13 protein-coding genes are annotated in these 17,395 nt (G+C 40.4%); 2 read left to right on the top strand and 11 right to left on the bottom strand.

Annotated elements, in window-relative coordinates:
- Position 1: 1 nt before the first annotated feature.
- Genes EHO58_RS16150 through hisD form a run of 6 tightly spaced genes read right to left on the bottom strand, consistent with a single transcriptional unit; the run spans position 2 to position 10,219 of the window.
- Positions 2 to 2,947 carry an LPS-assembly protein LptD gene (locus EHO58_RS16150; protein WP_135680617.1) on the bottom strand — a complete coding sequence of 982 codons (2,946 nt, stop codon included), beginning with the start codon at positions 2,945 to 2,947 and terminating at the stop codon, positions 2 to 4.
- A 29-nt stretch (positions 2,948 to 2,976) separates the two neighbouring features.
- On the bottom strand, positions 2,977 to 3,822 hold the full coding sequence (locus tag EHO58_RS16145; RefSeq protein WP_135680616.1) for an undecaprenyl-diphosphate phosphatase: 846 nt from the start codon (positions 3,820 to 3,822) through the stop codon (positions 2,977 to 2,979).
- Between the two features lie 21 nt (positions 3,823 to 3,843).
- The gene (locus tag EHO58_RS16140; RefSeq protein WP_135627076.1) at positions 3,844 to 4,584 is read right to left on the bottom strand and encodes a lipoprotein LipL31; all 741 of its coding nucleotides are present in this window, start codon (positions 4,582 to 4,584) and stop codon (positions 3,844 to 3,846) included.
- Between the two features lie 50 nt (positions 4,585 to 4,634).
- On the bottom strand, positions 4,635 to 8,072 hold the full coding sequence (gene mfd, locus EHO58_RS16135) for a transcription-repair coupling factor (RefSeq protein ID WP_135680615.1): 3,438 nt from the start codon (positions 8,070 to 8,072) through the stop codon (positions 4,635 to 4,637).
- Positions 8,073 to 8,078: 6 nt separating this feature from the next.
- Positions 8,079 to 8,930 (bottom strand): pantoate--beta-alanine ligase, encoded by an 852-nt coding sequence (panC, locus tag EHO58_RS16130; protein WP_135627078.1) that lies wholly within the window; start codon positions 8,928 to 8,930, stop codon positions 8,079 to 8,081.
- Positions 8,927 to 10,219, bottom strand: a complete 1,293-nt coding sequence (gene hisD, locus EHO58_RS16125) for a histidinol dehydrogenase (RefSeq protein WP_135680614.1) — start codon at positions 10,217 to 10,219, stop codon at positions 8,927 to 8,929. Before hisD ends, panC begins: the two co-directional genes overlap by 4 nt.
- Before the next feature lie 64 nt (positions 10,220 to 10,283).
- On the opposite strand from hisD, the gene EHO58_RS16120 reads away from it, so the two are divergent.
- Positions 10,284 to 11,057, top strand: coding sequence for an exodeoxyribonuclease III (locus EHO58_RS16120; RefSeq protein ID WP_135627080.1), 774 nt, complete (start codon positions 10,284 to 10,286; stop codon positions 11,055 to 11,057).
- 2 nt (positions 11,058 to 11,059) lie between these two features.
- On the opposite strand, the gene EHO58_RS16115 is transcribed toward EHO58_RS16120, so the two are convergent.
- Together EHO58_RS16115 and EHO58_RS16110 are read right to left on the bottom strand one after the other, a co-directional pair.
- On the bottom strand, positions 11,060 to 11,428 hold the full coding sequence (locus EHO58_RS16115) for a hypothetical protein (RefSeq protein ID WP_207797648.1): 369 nt from the start codon (positions 11,426 to 11,428) through the stop codon (positions 11,060 to 11,062).
- 146 nt (positions 11,429 to 11,574) lie between these two features.
- Positions 11,575 to 12,615 (bottom strand): GGDEF domain-containing response regulator, encoded by a 1,041-nt coding sequence (locus EHO58_RS16110; RefSeq protein WP_135680613.1) that lies wholly within the window; start codon positions 12,613 to 12,615, stop codon positions 11,575 to 11,577.
- 177 nt (positions 12,616 to 12,792) lie between these two features.
- Here EHO58_RS16110 and EHO58_RS16105 point away from each other — a divergent pair, with 177 nt between their 5' ends.
- Entirely contained in the window at positions 12,793 to 13,263 is a 471-nt protein-coding gene (locus EHO58_RS16105; RefSeq protein WP_135627082.1) for a four-helix bundle copper-binding protein, read from the top strand.
- On the opposite strand, the gene EHO58_RS16100 is transcribed toward EHO58_RS16105, so the two are convergent.
- From EHO58_RS16100 to EHO58_RS16090, 3 genes are read right to left on the bottom strand one after another with little or no spacing between them, the layout of a single operon-like run.
- Positions 13,260 to 14,687, bottom strand: a complete 1,428-nt coding sequence (locus EHO58_RS16100; RefSeq protein ID WP_135680612.1) for a histidine kinase dimerization/phosphoacceptor domain -containing protein — start codon at positions 14,685 to 14,687, stop codon at positions 13,260 to 13,262. The two genes, EHO58_RS16105 and EHO58_RS16100, sit on opposite strands and share 4 nt — an antisense overlap.
- Entirely contained in the window at positions 14,684 to 15,127 is a 444-nt protein-coding gene (locus EHO58_RS16095) for a response regulator (RefSeq protein ID WP_100723319.1), read from the bottom strand. Before EHO58_RS16095 ends, EHO58_RS16100 begins: the two co-directional genes overlap by 4 nt.
- Before the next feature lie 2 nt (positions 15,128 to 15,129).
- Positions 15,130 to 17,355 (bottom strand): PAS domain S-box protein, encoded by a 2,226-nt coding sequence (locus EHO58_RS16090; protein WP_135680611.1) that lies wholly within the window; start codon positions 17,353 to 17,355, stop codon positions 15,130 to 15,132.
- Positions 17,356 to 17,395: the final 40 nt, after the last annotated feature.

Raw genomic sequence — 17,395 nt, 5'->3', positions numbered from 1 at the left:
ATTATTCCGACTCGACTCCTTCCGTATAACCTGTCTTAAGAGGACGTTTTCTAAATCTGAACAAACGGATCCTGGAAAGTTGGGCAGAATCTTCCTGACCCAAACTGAAATCCGTCAAGGATATGGAGAAAAATATGGATTGGTCATAAAAAGTCACCTGACTCGCTCCGGTAGTTCCCCCAGGTACGGATCTAAGATCACTACTTAGACCTAATCTGAAATTCATGGTGTGTAGATTATACTTTAAAACTGCCATCGCACGGTTTACGTTCATAGCAGTGGTTTGTCTTGCTTGGGTTCCGTTTATCCCGGAACCGTTGATAAGATCCTGACCTAAATTTGTAGAGTTCATATTCATGGAAGTGAATGGAGAAGTTGGATCCGTATTCAGGATATATCTTTGGTAATAATAATTGTCCGTTTGGTTCGTATATCTCCAAGGTTCGGTTACCCTAGAATCTATCTCTGCCTCAAAACCGAATTCTCTAGTGATATCTATACTTGCCTTAGCATATATCCTATAATTATCCATCATAGAAGCATAATAAATATGATACCAGGTCCCACCTACTTCCAACTCACGAATATATCTTAGGAAAGGAAGCCTAAATCCACCCATCTTATAAGATAAGGTAAAGTTATTGGATAAAGGACGATGCAGAGGTGTATGATACACAAAATCGTTATTGAAGAATAATCCAGTGTAAAAACTTCTTTTTCTTTCCAGAAGGGTCCTTTTTCTTTTGCTGAATCCTTCCAAGAAGTCTATATAACCCGCAAAACGGAATACTGTATAATACCATCTTTCCTGGCTCGTAGGTTGAGGTTGGTATTCGTCTGAAAAGGTTCTCAGGTCTCGGATCGTTCTAAGAGAAATTTCAAAATTCTCCAGAGCATAACTTTCCAAAGAAAATTCCATCTCATGTTGGCGGTTTTTCATGAGGATCGGATCTTGTAAGTCAGGCTTCTCCGCTTCTAATTTACGATAAGTTGTATTAAAGAATAAGATCGGAGCACCAATTCTTAAATTGGTATTCGTTCTGAAATATTGATAACTATCCCTTGCCAAACTTCTTTCTAAGGAAGTGAAGTTTGTATTAACAGTATCCGCACTTCCTGCAGGTAATTGAGCGGATTGTTTTTTAGCACCGTAATAAACGCTCGGAGCCAAGGACACATAACTTCCGAAATTCATAGAAGTCCTAAATCCTGTCTCACCCTGTAAGAAGTTTTGGGTCCTAAGAAGGTTTTCCTTATAGTCACCGTTCGGATTATCATAACTCCCGTCGGAGGTAGGGATTTTCAATTTTTCTTGGGTAGGAACTCCGTAGAATCTCATCAATGTATTCGTTAAATACACATCCCAATATACAGGAGTTTCAAAATAAGGAAGTCTAGCGATTTCGGAACTATTCTTGATCGTAACGGAAGGAAGAACATCCACCGTAGGAAAATAACCGGATTTGTTAAAAGGAGAAAGGTTATAGAAGAGCATATTTCTCTTCATGTTGATATTAACCGAAAGATCTCCCCTATTCTCCGTATAATCCAATTTCCATTCTAAGTTGTTACGAACATAACCGTAACGAACATCTCTGAACGTATATAATGACTGCAAACTATTGCTTGGCTGATATCTATTTCCGTATTCGTATTCGAATAAACGGTTTGTAAAATTCTCATATTGAACGGAAAGGTTTCGAGTAACGTCCTTCTCCGTGTTATTCATTTTAGAATTTAAGAATATTCTACCTTTCCACCATGGATCTCTATCTTCTCCGATATTAGGGATATTGGTTCCCCAATAATTTCCCTTATCCACTTGGTTGGTGACAGCACTCGTACCTAAACCGTAATTTGCAAATCTATCCTCAAAACCGGAAGTGATTTGATAAGCCTTATGATTTGCGAAACCGATATCTATCAAATAGTTTAGGTTAACACTTTGCCTCCACATTTCCAGCTGGAAGGCTTGTCCCGTTTTTTCGTAGAAGTCTGCACGAGCCTTATAACCCATTGGAGTCCAAGACCAGGTTGGGATCGTAGACCATTGTAAAGAGTTCTGGAGGAATAGACCTTGGGTATTATTCTTACCCGCCTGAGTGGTCCAACCGTTCCCTAAATTATTATTATAGAAGAAAGGAAGCCAGAATACCGTTGTACCTCCTACCTGGAATCTGACGTTAGTTCCAACAACAGTCCTATCCTGGTAGAGCACTACCTTATCTACTTTGAAAGAATAATGTGGCTTCTCCGCATTACATGATGTGAAATATCCCATCTCCAACATGTAACGTTTATCATCTAATTTTTTGACCTTCTCTCCGAAAAAATATGCGGGAGCAACTGTGCCCTTAGTATTATAGACAACACCCTTATCCAATCTATAATCATAGATGAATTTATCCCCGGTGATCTTTGCACGGCCGTCCTCGAATTTGATCCCGCCTTCTGCATACACTTCTTGGCGATCCGAATCCACGGATATTGTTTCCGCTTCCAGACTTCCTGATCTAAGTTTGATACGAACTCTACCTCTTAAGACCAATACTCCGCCCTTAGTTTGGTCCACTCTCATGAGTTCACCTTCTGCGGCGTTCTCGATTACCATTGGTAGATCTTTCTTAGATGTTCCGGCTAACGCGGCGAAATCGGGCTTATTGTCTTCCTTCTCCGCTAAAGCGGCTTTTAATCTTTTACGTCTAGTGTAGATGGAACCTTCTCTGGACAGACCCAGGTTTTCCAACTGCTCATCCACTTCTCTTTCGCTCAGAACTTCGATGGATTTGTTTAAAAGGCGGTTTCTGGTCTTAACAACCGACCTTTGGGTATCGTCTTCGGAGTTGGTATCACCCGCAGAACCCCGAGGGCCTAGGTCGACCGGCTGCCCCCATAGCAAGGTAGGCAAAAAAAGTAAAAATAGACAATTTCGGATCCAGGGGCGCATTCCGATCTAAGCCACACTATTGTGTAAGGTCAGCCCTGCATCACTAATTTGTAGAAGGAAAGCACTGAGATCCCAAGAAGTATCCGATACCAGCCAAACCCGGTAAAGGAATGGGTTTGTAAGTATTTAAGGAACCATTTGATCACGAAAAAACAAAGTAAAAAGGAAAGAACAAAACCCAAACTTAAGATAGGAAAATTCTCCCAATTTAACACTGACCTATGTTTGAATAATTTATAAGCTCCTGCTAAGAATAAAACTGGGACTGCAACGAAGAAGGAAAACTCTGCGGAACTTCTGGTATCCTTTCCTAAAAATCTGGCGGTCACTATTGTTGCTCCCGATCTGGAAACTCCAGGGATCAGGGCTAAACATTGAAAAATACCGATTAGAATTGCATCCTTTGTTCCGATAGGCTCGCTTGTTTTGATCTTTTCTCTTTTTTGGAACCAGAACTCAGAGGCTAGGATCAAAATTCCTCCAACAAGCCAAGCTCCTCCCAAAATCGCCAAAATATCTTCTCTTGCTTTGATCTTATCTAAAAATCCTCTAAATAAGAATCCAGCACCCATAATAGGCAAAAATCCGATCGTAACTCTGGTTAAAAATAGGAAGCCTTCCTTGTTTTCCTCTTTGCGGAGAAGGTAACGTACTGCAGATCTTCCCTGATCTAAGAACTTTTCCCGATATAGAACAACCACTGATAGGATCGCTCCACTTTGGATGAATATATCGAATAAGTCGTCAAAATCCGCTCCTTCTGAAAAAGGATAGAAGGAGGAAAATAAGAAAAGGTGTCCTGTGGAGGACACCGGTAAGAATTCCGTAATCGCTTCAATTACGCTACGGAAGATTGCGTTTAGATATGAATTCAAATCGTTGAAAAATTTCTTTTTTTACTTAGTAGCTTCAGGAGCCGGTGTAGGAGGAGTAATCTCCGGAGCCTTGGTCTCCTCGGCTTTAGGAGCCTCTTCCTTGCTCAATTCAGGGAAGCTAAATTCTTTATCTAGATATTTTTCAAGATCGAACTTATCGTTATGTTTGATAGCGACAGTTTCTTTAATTCTATCTAGAACAGATTTATAAACTTCTTCCGATTTTCTGCCTTTGATCTGAGCTCTTGCAGCATCATAACACTGCTCCAAAGTTAGAGACTCTGCTTGTTTGTATTTAGTACGGAGTTCTTGGCAACCTTGGTTTAATTCTTGCTCGGTGATCTTAATTCTGGATTCGATCTGCTCGGCGATATACATTCCGTAAATCAACTGCATCTCTTGGAACTTTAAGATTTCTTTAATATCGGATCTTTTGCTGAAACCACTTTTGTCTGCGGCCGATTTAACAACCATCATCTCATGATAACGATCGAAAAACTTTCTTTTTCTGAACTCGTTTCTGAGTTGAAGAAAGCTTTGAGGAACTTTGCTTTCTTCTTCGGTTAAAAATTTAATAACGTTCTTTTTTTCGATGTTTTGAGTACGGCTTAAAGTATCTAAAGCTGTGTCGAATGCACTTTCAAAACCTGCAGTAGTGATCTTATTGCCGTCGATGGACTCGATAACCGGAGTCCCGTCTCCACAATAAGCGAATGAGAAAAAAGATAAGAGTAAAGTGAGTGAGAAATATAGCTTTTTCATCTGTGTTGGAATTCCTACGCAAAAAATAGGAGAACCGGGCCTGGCGTCCATTACTTTTTGTCGGGTAACATTTCCGTTAAGAAGTACACAAGTTTCACAAGTTTGTCCTTTTGATTGGCTTTCCCCGGAACATATATTAGGACATTCGGTTCTCTAGGATTCATGGTAAGACCCATCCGAGCGGAGATCAAGTTTACGATTTTGTCATAACTGCCTAAGAAATGTGTTCCTAATTTTAGTCGGATTTCCTCCCCTAACTCGGATACAGATTCAAAGCCTAAAACAGACGCCAAGGTCCTGATCTTCTCCAACATTAAGAAAGTTTTCGCCTCTTCCGGAGGCTCACCGAATCGATCCGTCATTTCCTGGGTGACTTCTTCTATTTCGTCCAGGTCTCTTGCGCCTTCAAATCGTTTGTAAAATTCTATTTTCTGTCTTGTATCCGGTATGTAAGATTCAGGTATGAAGAAGTTAGAATCCAAATTGATAGCAGTACGAACTTCGATTTTGACTTCTTCTCCTTTGATCCTGGCGATCGCTTCTTCCAACATCTGCACATACAGATCGAAGCCCACTTCCATGATATCACCGGATTGTTCTTTGCCTAAAAGATTTCCCGCTCCCCGGATCTCCAAGTCTCTCATCGCAACCTTAAATCCGGAACCTAGTTCTTGGTATTCATAGATTGTGTTCAGACGTTTTTCGGCATCTTCCGTTACCACTCTGTCTTTAGGAAGAAGAAGGTATGCAAACGCTTTTCGGTCACTTCTTCCTACCCTGCCTCGGATCTGATACAATTGAGAAAGACCGAATAGATCCGCTCTTTTTACGATCAGAGTATTCACATTTGGGATATCAATCCCGGATTCTATGATGGTAGTGGTGACCAGAATATCAAATTTACGCGCGTAAAAATCCACCAAAGTTTCTTCGATCTCGTCCTCAGTCATCTGGCCATGAAGAACTCCGATGGCTGCCTCAGGTACGATCTCGTTTAATCTTTTAGTCTCTTGTTCAATAGATTCTACTCTATTATAAAGATAGAATACTTGTCCTTCTCTAGCAAGTTCCGTGCGGATTGCGTCTCTTAGGACCTCTTCGTCCTCTTCGATCACATACGTTTCCACACTTTGTCTATTCTTAGGAGGAGTCGCAATGATAGAAAGTTCTCTAATCCCGGTCAAAGCCATATGAAGCGTGCGCGGTATCGGAGTCGCAGTCAAAGTCAGAACATCCACAAGGTTTTTGATCTTCTTTATGGATTCCTTATGGTTCACTCCGAATCTTTGCTCTTCATCTATGATAAGTAATCCCAGATTTTTAGGTTGGACTGAATTTGCCAAAACCGCATGAGTCCCGATGAGCATATCCACTTTTCCGGAAGCAAAACGTTTCAGAACGTCTCGAGTCTCCGCCGCAGTCCTAAGTCGAGAAACGAGTTCCACAGTGATCGGATAGTTCTCAAATCTCTTTTTCATATTATTATAATGTTGTAAGGCAAGGATTGTGGTAGGAGCAAGCATCAGAATCTGCTTGCCAGCCATCGCCACCTTGAATGCGGCACGGATAGCAACTTCCGTTTTTCCGTAACCTACATCTCCGCAGATCAGACGATCCATAGGTTTTATAGATTCTAGATCTTTTTTAACGGCTTCTATCGCTTCAATCTGATCAGGGGTTTCCTCGTATTCGAATTCAGCTTCGAACTCTTCTTGGTAAATTGTATCGGGAGGAAAAGCATACCCTTGTAATTTGATCCGATTGGAATACATATGGACCAAATCTTCCGCGAGACCTTCGACCGCTTTCTGGACTCTGTCCTTTGTTTTTTTCCAAGTACTTTTACCAAGACTGTCTAATCTTGGTCTCTCGGTCCCACCTATGAATCTTTGGACCAAAGAAATCTGGTCCAAAGGAACAAATAACGTGTCACCGCCATAATATTCTAATTTTAGAAAGTCCCTTTCTTTTCCGCCCGCATTTACTCTTTCTATTTTGAGGAATTTTCCGACCCCGTGGTTTACATGAACCACGAAATCCCCTTCTTTCAGGTCTAGAAAACTTTGGATGGCCTTGCTGTTCTGTTTTTTGAACCTGGTCTTACGTTTGTATTCCCTTCCGAATACATCATTCTCCGATAAGAATAAAAGTTTTTCGTCTTCCCATAAGAAACCGTTTCTTATTTCAGAAACCGCTAAATACACTTCTTCTTTCGATTTATTAGGGAGAAGAATAGGTTCAGGTTCGGAAGCTTCCTGGTTTAATAAACGAATTCCTTCCGATTCGAAAAGTCCTAATAATCTTTGGGTTTGAGCCTCGAATGAAGAAGTAAGGATGATCTTCCATTCGCCTTCCGTTTTCAAATCTTTCAGTTTTTCCCGGACTTCTCTAATCTTTCCTTTAAAAGAAGGAGCCTGATGCAAAGGACAGACCAGATCTTCTCCCTTACTTGGTGGAAGTTGTGTAAATTTAATACCGGTTAGGTTTTCTAAAATTTCAGATTCGTCTTTATCTCTTAAAAGAAAAGAAGGAGGAGCGCATAAGATCTCTTTACTTCTTTTTTCGTATAAAGCATCATATTCTCTCAATAGATGAGAATATCTTTCTTTTGCCCCATTAGGATCCGGAAAAATTAGGCCAGGTTTAGATTTAAAAAAAGATAATATTCCCTTGTTTTCCCGGACCATCGGAATCAATTCTTCGTAATAAGTCCCGCCTGCATCATCCGGGATCTCAGGTAAATGAAGAGATTTGTCTGCATTTGTGATCAGATTTCTATACTGCTCTTTTTGAGAATCCGTCAGAATAAATTCATCTGCAGGAAGTAAAAATGCTTCTTCCAGATTTTCCAAAGATCTCTGGGTTTCCGGATCAAATGTTCGAATGGATTCTATTTCATCTCCGAAAAAATCGATCCGAATAGGATCAGCGGAGAAGGAAGAAAATACATCCAAGATTCCTCCCTTCAAACTAAACTCACCGAATGCTTGGCACATATCCACTCTGTGATAGCCAAGTCGGATAAGATCTCTCATTAGATTTTCAGGTTGGATCTCCTGCCCTAATTTTACGGACAAAGACCTTTCCATCAAGGCGGAAGCTTCCGGAAGAGTTTTCAAAAATCCGGAAACAGAAGTGAATACTAAAACTTTTTCTCCGGATAAGATACGAGCGAGAGCCTGTATCCTCTCTCTTTTCATTTCCCCCGGATACCGCATATACTCGTAAGGCAAAACTTCCTGGCCCGGAAGATAACAAACCAGATCCGGCTCTAAATAACTTAAAGATTCCCTATATAAAAACTCCGATTCTGTGTTCGTGGGAGAGATTACAATTTTGGAATTTTTCTGGGACTGGAATATAACGGAAGATAGAAGAGAGTGAACTGAATTAGGAACGGAAGAAATTTTAACATTCTCTTTTGCAGAAGAGAAAAGATCCTCCAGAGATTTTTTCCAATCGGATTGAGTGGAAACAGACTTAGCCATATTAAATCAAGATACCTTTACGGTTATATTATCGATCAATCTTATCTGCCCTAAAAAGGCAGCTACAGCGAGAAGCACTTCTCCCTTTAGAATAGAAAGTTCTTCTAATGTATTCGCATCCAATACTTCCAGATAATCCGTTTGTATTTTAGAAGAAGAATCTAAGACATCTTTCATCACTGTCAGAACTTCTGCAGGATCTTTTTCCCCTTGTCGGATCAGGCTTTCACCCAAACGTAAAGCTCGGATTAATAGTAATGCTTCTTCTTTTTCAGGTCCGGTCAAACGAGCGTTTCTGGAACTAAGTGCCAAACCTTCCGGGGAGCGAACCGTATCCACTCCTATGATCTCCATAGGAAAACCGAGTGCTCTAACAAAATCTTTTACAACCAGATATTGTTGGTAATCCTTCTTACCGAAATAAGAACGATCCGCAGGAATTATATGGAATAAACGAGAAAGGACCAAAAGAACACCTTCAAAATGTCCAGGCCTAGTAGTAGCATCCAGATTTTTCATCAAATGAGGAATACGTAATTCTACTTTAGGGATCCCACCCGGATACATCGTATCCTTGTCCGGTAAAAATACAAGATCCACCTTGGATGATTTACAAATTTCTAAATCACCTTCCGTATTGATCGGATATTTTGCATAATCTTCAGGATCGTTGAATTGAGCGGGATTTACAAAAATAGAAACCACTGTTTTGGAATTTTCGGAAGCCGAACGAACGAATAAATTCGAATGCCCTTCATGCAAAAATCCCATGGTAGGAGCAAAACCCACTGAAAGTTTTTCGGACTTCCAGGAGAGTATTTGGTTTCTGACTTCGTTTGGATCCTTGGATACGATCATGGTTTACTATTTTGAGAAAGACGCACTTTTACTGAATTTCCATGTTCTTCATCCAAACCTTCGAATTCGGAGAGAACTTTTACGTACGGATATAATTTTTCTAAAGAGTCCCTGGTCACCTCTTGGTAGGTCACTCTTTTTAAAAAAGTAAGAACACCTAGGGAAGAAAAGATCCTACTTCCCCCTGCTGTAGGAAGAATATGATTTGTTCCGCTAATATAATCCCCCATGGCAACTGGAGAATAAGGCCCTAAAAATACGGAGCCCGCATGTTTGATCTTTTTGAATAATTCCTGATAATTTTTAGTTTGGATCTCCAGGTGCTCAGGAGCATACAGATTAGAGAAGTTTACACATTCTTCTAAATTAGGAAAAACTAATATCCAACTTTCATTTTCTATCGATGCTCTTTTGATAGATTCTCTTTTAGGTCTTTCTTTTAATGCCTTATCTATTTCAGCAGAGACTTTTTTTGCAAATTCCAAAGAATCAGTGCAAAGAATTGCTGCGGAATCCTCTCCATGTTCTGCTTGGGAAAGTAGATCTGCCGCTACCCAATTTGGATTTGCAGAATCGTCTGCGATCACAAGAACTTCACTTGGACCGGCGGGACTATCTATTCCGATCACACCTTGTCCGCTTAATAAAACTTTTGCAGCAGTCACAAATTTGTTCCCAGGTCCGATCACAAATTCGGAACGAGGGATCGTTTCCGTTCCATAAGATGCGGCCGCAATTCCTTGCGCACCACCCACAGTTACGATCGCATCCGCGCCTGCAATTTTTGCGGCAGCATACAATCCGTCAGGGATCCCATCTTTTTGTGGAGGAGTAACTATCTGAATATGTTTTACACCCGCAATTTTCGCAGGGATCACTCCCATCAAAATGGTAGAAGGATATAATGCTTTTCCACCGGGAGCATATACCGTCACAGACTCTATTGGAGTATAACGAATTCCTAATGTATTTCCGGAGACATTTACATCTAGGTTGGGAGGAATTTGAGCCTTATGGAATGTTTCAATATTCTCTTTGGCCTTTTCTAATGCGGCCTTAAGCTCCGGGTCCACTTTTCCATTCCATTCCGAGACTGGATGAACCAATTTTTCAGGTTTGAGTCCGTCGAATTTTTGGGTGAGCTCATAAACTGCCTTATCCCCACCTTCTTTCACTTGGTCCAAAATGGGACGTACCAGGGCCAAAGTATCATTTAGATCCTGCTTTGCTCTCTGGAGAATGGGTTCTAAGGAAAAATCCTTGCCTACTTCCCTGATACGAATGCTCATACGGACATTTTTTTTCTTTGCCCGGACTTAGCATCCCGAAAATCCTGGGAACTCTTAAACGCCTATGAAAGTTTTCTGTCTGAACTGTAATGGAATCCGATCCGCCTGGGGTAAGGGCCTAGGGGATGTAATCTCTTCCGAAAAACCCGATTTTGTATGTTTCCAAGAAACAAAGGCACAACCGGACCAACTCAGTTCGGAAATTTGGGAAAAACTGGGATACAAGGCATACTTCCATTCCGCTGTTAAAAAAGGTTATTCTGGAGTTTCTATTTGGAGCAAACAAGAACCTAAAAAAGTAACGTATGGATTGGGCCTGGATGAATTCGATAAAGAAGGAAGAAGTGTCCTCGTCGAATTCGATTCATACGCTATCTGGACAGTATATTTTCCTTCTGGAACCACAGGTGACGTAAGGCAAGCTGCCAAGATGAGATTTTTGGATGAATTCCTAAAAATTTCCGCAAAGTTAAAAAAGAAACATTCCAATATCATTCTATGCGGTGATGTAAATATCGCTCATACTGAAATAGATATACATGATCCGAAAGGAAATGCAAAGAATAGCGGTTTCCTTCCGGAAGAAAGAGCCTGGGTGACTAAATTTCTTTCCACAGGTTGGGTAGACAGTTTTAGGGAATTATATCCGACTAAACAAGAATATACATGGTGGACTTTCAGAGCCGGAGCAAGAGGGAATAATAAAGGTTGGAGGATCGATTACTTCTTCGTGACTCCCGAGCTTAAATCCAAACTCAAAAAACTCACAGTGAAAAAAGATCCTATTCTTTCAGATCATGCGGCGATGATCTTAGAAGTAGATCTTCCTAAAAAGTAAAATTACTTTTTAGGAAGTGTTAGATCTATCTTTGGAAGATTCTTTTTTAAAAATTCAGAAAGTTCCGATTCGAATACCAAAACAGTATCCGTAATCCGTTCAGAAGATTTGGATTTTACCACTTTCTTATCCAAAAGTTTTCCGGAGAATAATAACGGTTCCTTCCAAAAAGGAACACGTATCTCGATTACAGCGTTGCTTCCTTCCGGATCCGGATGAAAACGATCTAAGGTAAAGCTAAGTGCCGTACCTTGGATGCCCTCCCAAGTAGCTTGAAAATCTCCGGAAGAAGAATGCACCTGCACCGGAACCTTTACGGTTTCAAAAAACCTAGTTTTGAATTCCTGTACTATTTTATCCAATATAGCCATTTCTATCTCTATATATCGTTTATTAAGTTATAAGACTTAGTGCGATGCAAACAAATTTCCAATTTTAGGAAAAAAATGAAGAAGATTCGTTACAATCTAAGAAAAAAAGATGAAATAAGACCCCGGTTGGTCCTAAGCCCAATGGTTTAATCTTTGAAGACAGTGCTTCTATTTCTTCCATCTTCTTTGGATTTATAGAGTGCCTTGTCTGCTTCTTCCAAAAACTTTTTGCTTTCTTTATCTTTTCCGGACATACGAGTGCTGATCCCGATACTCACGGAAACAAATTCGGAAGTTTGGGAAGCTTCATGAGAGATCTTTAGTTCTTGGACGCGAGTTCGGATATTCTCCGCCACGATCATCGCTTTCTCCGAATCGGTTTCAGGCAAGATCACCGCAAACTCTTCTCCACCATAACGAGCGGGAAAATCCCCTGCTCTTCTTGCAGTATTTTTTAAAACACCTGCAACCTGACGGATACATTCATCCCCAGCTTGGTGACCGTATGTATCATTATACTTTTTGAAAAAATCTATATCTAATAAAAGTAAAGAGATCGGTTTTTCGGAACGACATGCTCTCTTCCATTCTACTTCTAAGATCTCGTCGAAAAATCTTCTATTCCAAATTCCGGACAGACCGTCTGTTCTAGAGACTCTAAGCAAAGTTTGATACGCTTCCGAAAGTTTGTCCGTAATCTCTTCTAGGTCTCTTTCTCTTTGTTTTCTTTGGAGCATCTCATGACGAAGTCTTAAAGTAGATCGAACCCTTGCTCTTAATTCATGAGCATCAAAAGGTTTTGTAACGTAATCGATTGCACCTAATTCAAAAGCGGACTCCAAGGTTTGTGTATCATGGATTGCAGTGATGATAATAACAGGTAAGTCCGAAAATTCTTCCTTAGAACTTAAGGTACGAAGAATGTCCAAACCGTTCATTCCTCCAGGTAGAAGAATGTCCAAAAGTAAAAGTGAAATATCTTTTTTGTTTTCAGGGTTTCCTTGTAGGCCTAACCATTCCAAGGCGGTTTCGGGAGATTGGGTGGAAATCACATCCCCGTATCCTGCTTTTTTAAGGATCCTTTCTACGAGCTGGCAGTTTTCAGGTGCATCGTCCAGAATGAGAATTTTGTCCGATTCGCCAATCGTCGCGGATGATTCGCTTTTTTCTTTCGTGGGTCCGAACATTTTAACTGGCTTAATTCATCCGACGAGTCTTTTCAATTAGAGCAACTTAGCTGGAAGAATTTTCCAAACCTTTTCTAAAAGTTCCGAAAAGAAAGCGGTTTTTTTAGGGTTTTCAACCTATTTTCAGGCGACGAAAAGCGGATTCTGGAATAATTTAGAGCACCGAGGGAGGTTCCTTTGGAACAGAAAATATCTAGAAAACAAATCCTTGGCCTGGGTGCAACTACCATGGCTCTACTTGCAAGCTCCTCCGTTTTAGGGCATGACCACGGAGATAAAAAAACTTCTAAAAAGAAGAAGGCCGACAAAATTTCCGTGCCTGGTTCCGCGATTGAAGCCTCCTCTGCTTGCATTTTAAAAGGCAGAGTTTGTATCAATATGTGTGTGGACATGTTGGCAGAAGGTCATAAGGAAATGGCGGATTGCCTTAGATCTGTAGAAGAGACAGTGGCACTTTGCGACGCATTCGTTGTATTGTCTTCATTAGGTTCTGCTTCTACTAAAAAATTAGCGTCCATCTGTTTGGAGTCTTGCGAAAGATGTGCAGTTCAATGTGATAAACACGCAGACCATCACGAAGAATGTAAGGCATGTTCCGAAGCCTGCAAATCTTGTATTTCCGAATTCAAAAAGTTGCTAGCCGCTTAATACGAGAACTCTATTTGGAATCGGGTTCCTGGAGCCGAAGTATTGATGTCCAATTTTGCCTTCAACTGTTTGGATAAGATCCGGATCAGTTGTAAACCTAAGGTTTCTTTGGCTTCAATCTGAGGATAATCCGGGATCCCCTTTCCATCGTCCCCGACCTCTAAATGAAATATCCCATTTCCGGATTTTGCTTTTATATAGAACTGACCCTTTTTCTTTTCTGAATAAGCATACTTAATTGAATTTGTAGCGATCTCATTGATCATCATTCCGATCGGAAGTGCTTTCTCCACCGCCAAACTTAAATTTCCTACATCTACTACTCTTCCGATCTCTGCACCTATTCCATAAACATTCCAAAGATTATCCAATAATTTATCCACATAAGAACCTAGGCCGATCTCTGCCAGATTTTTAGAATTATAAAGTTCGTTATGAACTAGAGACATGGAATAGATCCTACTTTCGGTATCCCTAAGTTCTCGAGTTACTTCTTTGTTCTTTGCGTAATTCGCTTGGAGGTTTAGAAGGCTCGCCATGATCTGGAGATTGTTTTTTACTCTATGATGGATTTCCTGGAGAAGAGCTTCTTTATCTCTCAATGATTGTATTAAATTATCTTCGGACTGTTTCCATTTAGTCATATCCACTAAGATTGCAAGGACCACTTCTTTTCCTTCTAATCTGAATCTATAAGAAGTAATCTCCATTAGGAGCGGTGTTCCTTCCTTGGATCTATGCACATGTGTTTCCGGAATATTTTTACCGTTATGAAGAGCTAAATACTGCCTACGCTCTCCGGAAGAAGTTCCAATAAACAGATCCGAAAATTTCATATGAAGTAATTCTTCCCTATCATAACCATAAATACGTTCAGTTTCTTGGTTTAGATCCAAAACACTTTCGCATTCATAATTATACAAAACGATCGGATGAGGATTATGTTCGAATATAAGCCTATATCTTTTTTCATTTTCTTTAATCAAGAACGCCTGCTCTTCCAATTTGGATAACATGTCCTGTCTTTCTATTGCATAAAGAATAGATCTAAAAAGAAGATGAGAATCGAATTTTCCTTTGATCAGATAATCTTGGCCACCCGACTGTAAGGCTTCCATCGCAACAGTTTCGTCCTGGGTCCCGGAACAGATCACGATAGGTATCTTAGGATGAGATTTTTTAATAGCTTCGAAACCATCCAAACCGAAACTATCCGGCAATGTCAGATCCAAAAGAATACAATCTATCTCCTCTCCATGATCTTTCAATACTTCTAAAGCATCAGCAACTGTAGGAGAATGTTTCAAACGTACCCCGGAAGGGTCTGCTTCTTTTAAAAATATCTCGAACAAACGGGAATCGTCCTCGTTGTCCTCTACTACTAAAATTTGTTTTACCCGAACGGATACTACTCTTGCATTCATTTTGGTGGTAACCTCGAAGTTTTGAACCAATAGATGCGTAACGTATCCATTGCTTCCAAAAAATTATCGTATTCCACCGGTTTCTGTATATATGAGTTCGCGTGTAAATTGAAAGTGGCTATAATATCCCTTTCAGATCCGGAAGTAGTCAATACCACAACAGGGATCCTTTTGTATTCAGGATCCGATTTAAGTTCCTCCAAAACTTCCAATCCGTTCTTTTTAGGAAGGTTCAGATCTAAAAGGATCAGATCAGGGCGCCTTGCTCCTACGAATTCACCTTCTCCTTTTACGAAGTCGATCGCTTCCTCTCCGTCTTTTGCTACAAAAAGTCTTTTTTCCGATTTAAGATCGTTCAATGCTTCTATGGTGAGGCGAACATCCGCAGGATTGTCCTCTACCAAAAGAATATCAAAATATTGTTTAGAAGAAGCACTCATAATTAAACCTCTGGCAGGGAGAAAAAAAACTCGGACCCTTTTCCAACGGAAGACTGGACCCAAATTTTTCCGCCGTGATTTTCTACGATTTTTTTGCAAATAGACAACCCGATCCCTGTTCCGGGATATTCCGATCTTGTATGCAATTTTTGGAATATGATAAAAATACGATCGAAGTATTTGGAATCCATACCTATCCCGTTATCGGCAACCGAAAACACGTTAGCGCCGGGGACATTTTTGACTTTGATCCGGATCTCCGGACTTCTAGTTGGAGAACGGAACTTGATCCCGTTGGAGATCAGATTACTGAATAAACGCCTAATCTGGTCTTGGTCCGCATACACTTCCGGAAAAGGACCTTCTAAAACCAGATTCGCCTTGGTTTCCTGTATTACGGAAGAAAGATCCTTTTTTATCTCGTCCAAAATCAGATTCGTATTCCCTTTTGATTTTTTTACGGAATCGGAACCCACTCTGGAATAACTCAAAAGGCTTTCGATTAACCCCTGTTGTCTTTTTGCGGCTTCTACAGATACATGGATGAATTCCCTCATCTCGGGTTTTATTTCTTCCGAAAATTTTCTCTCCAATAATTGCAGATAACTTGCGATAGTCCTAAGCGGTTCTTGTAGATCGTGAGAAGCAATATATGCAAATTGTTCCAGCTCTTTATTCGTTTTCGCTAAACCATAAAGTGCTTCTTCTAGGGATTTTCTGGATTCTATTTTTTCGGAAATGTCCCGATTTACCATGATAAGCCCCGGAACCAGATAACCTTCTGCATTAATCTTTTTGAAATTACTTTCGATCGTGATTTTTCTACCGGATCTTAAGGTATGGATCAGCTCCCTTTTGGAAGCTCCAAGGTTTTTCCAATCTTCCATAGCGGATTTGTAATTTTCCTCGGAGATCCAATCCTCTTCAAAAAGAGAAGTATAATGTTTTCCTAAACATTCCCCCTCTTCTACCTCGTACATTTTCGCGGCATAACTATTATAATAAGTGATTTTCATATCACCGTCTAATGCGATGATCGCATCGTTGATTTGAGAGATAACTTCCAAATTAAAACGATTTTCTTTTGTCATCTTAACTCTTTCAGAAACATCGATTGCGGAGGCCAGAACCGCCTCAGTTTCTTGGAATTGGATGGGGGATGAAACTATATCTAAATAAATGATACTTCCGTCTTTTCTAATATGTTTCAATTCTTGGAAGAAATTCAGACCGGTTTTTAGTCCCTTGATCTTCTCCCTCATCGACTCCCTATCTTCCGGAAGCCTAAGATCCGAAACGTCTTTTCCAATAAATTCTTTTTCAGAATATCCATAAGTCTGGATAGCTGTTTGGTTCACCGCCAGTATCTGAAGAGAAGATCTTTCAAATACGAACATGATCTGAGGATTATTTTGGAATAAATTCCGATACTTCTCCTCGTTCTTACGAATTCTATCCTCGTATTCTTTTCGATCGGAAATATCATAAACAATTCCTAATATTTCTTGGATACGACCGTTCTTCCCTATCCTTGGATACATTCTCGTTTCCAAGAGAAGACCATTCTGATTCGTATGATAGATACTCTCTTCTCCCTGAAGAGATTTAGAGAATGCTTCCATGACCTCGGGTCTATTCCCTGCCCGTTCAAAAATGGTTTTGCCTACCACTTCCTTAGGATTGATCTTTAATCTTTCTAATCCTTTTCCGTCGGCGAGTATGATCCTTCCTTCCGGAGAAATGGAAAATACAACAACCGGTAACGCACCTATCAGTGTCTGAAAATCTACAGTACGTTTTTCTAATATGTCTTCCGCGATCCTACGATCCGTAATATCTAAAGAAACTCCTACGAGTCCTCTTATGTTTCCGTCATCCCCGATCGCGGGAGAGATCCTTACGGCAAAATGCCTTCCTAAAAAAACCGTTTCTGCACTGATCTCTTTCCCTGAAAGTACTAACCTTAGAGCGTCCGTTTGTTCCAGACTACGGACAGTCCCGTCTTCTTCCCTTAATTCTGCGTTCCATTCATGTTGTACAAAGTTAGTCCCTATGAATGCGCTTGAATCCAAACCAAGCATGTCTAACGCCTTGCCCGAGGCGAAGTTCATGAGCCCGGTTTCGTCAGCGGAAAATAATACGATGGGAGAATTGGAGAGGATATAATCCAGTAAGGACTTGGGATTGCCTGGGCTTGAATCTGAAATAATAGTAGAACGAGAACCCATAAATAGATCCGCCCGGAATAGATATTCCGGGCAGAGGCCT

The sequence above is a fragment of the Leptospira selangorensis genome, assembly GCF_004769405.1.
Classification (GTDB): Bacteria; Spirochaetota; Leptospiria; order Leptospirales; family Leptospiraceae; genus Leptospira_B; species Leptospira_B selangorensis.
The sequence above is the reverse complement of the archived record's forward strand: the minus strand, read 5'-3'. Positions and strand labels throughout refer to the sequence as shown.

What these genes read in the sequence shown, in the direction of transcription:
- EHO58_RS16150 (WP_135680617.1), bottom strand. Translation starts at nt 2,947, where the DNA reads ATGCGCCCCTGGATCCGAAATTGTCTATTTTTACTTTTTTTGCCTACC.
- EHO58_RS16140 (WP_135627076.1), bottom strand. Translation starts at nt 4,584, where the DNA reads ATGAAAAAGCTATATTTCTCACTCACTTTACTCTTATCTTTTTTCTCA.
- mfd (WP_135680615.1), bottom strand. Translation starts at nt 8,072, where the DNA reads ATGGCTAAGTCTGTTTCCACTCAATCCGATTGGAAAAAATCTCTGGAG.
- panC (WP_135627078.1), bottom strand. Translation starts at nt 8,930, where the DNA reads ATGATCGTATCCAAGGATCCAAACGAAGTCAGAAACCAAATACTCTCC.
- hisD (WP_135680614.1), bottom strand. Translation starts at nt 10,219, where the DNA reads ATGAGCATTCGTATCAGGGAAGTAGGCAAGGATTTTTCCTTAGAACCC.
- EHO58_RS16120 (WP_135627080.1), top strand. Translation starts at nt 10,284, where the DNA reads ATGAAAGTTTTCTGTCTGAACTGTAATGGAATCCGATCCGCCTGGGGT.
- EHO58_RS16115 (WP_207797648.1), bottom strand. Translation starts at nt 11,428, where the DNA reads ATGGCTATATTGGATAAAATAGTACAGGAATTCAAAACTAGGTTTTTT.
- EHO58_RS16110 (WP_135680613.1), bottom strand. Translation starts at nt 12,615, where the DNA reads ATGTTCGGACCCACGAAAGAAAAAAGCGAATCATCCGCGACGATTGGC.
- EHO58_RS16100 (WP_135680612.1), bottom strand. Translation starts at nt 14,687, where the DNA reads ATGAATGCAAGAGTAGTATCCGTTCGGGTAAAACAAATTTTAGTAGTA.
- EHO58_RS16095 (WP_100723319.1), bottom strand. Translation starts at nt 15,127, where the DNA reads ATGAGTGCTTCTTCTAAACAATATTTTGATATTCTTTTGGTAGAGGAC.
- EHO58_RS16090 (WP_135680611.1), bottom strand. Translation starts at nt 17,355, where the DNA reads ATGGGTTCTCGTTCTACTATTATTTCAGATTCAAGCCCAGGCAATCCC.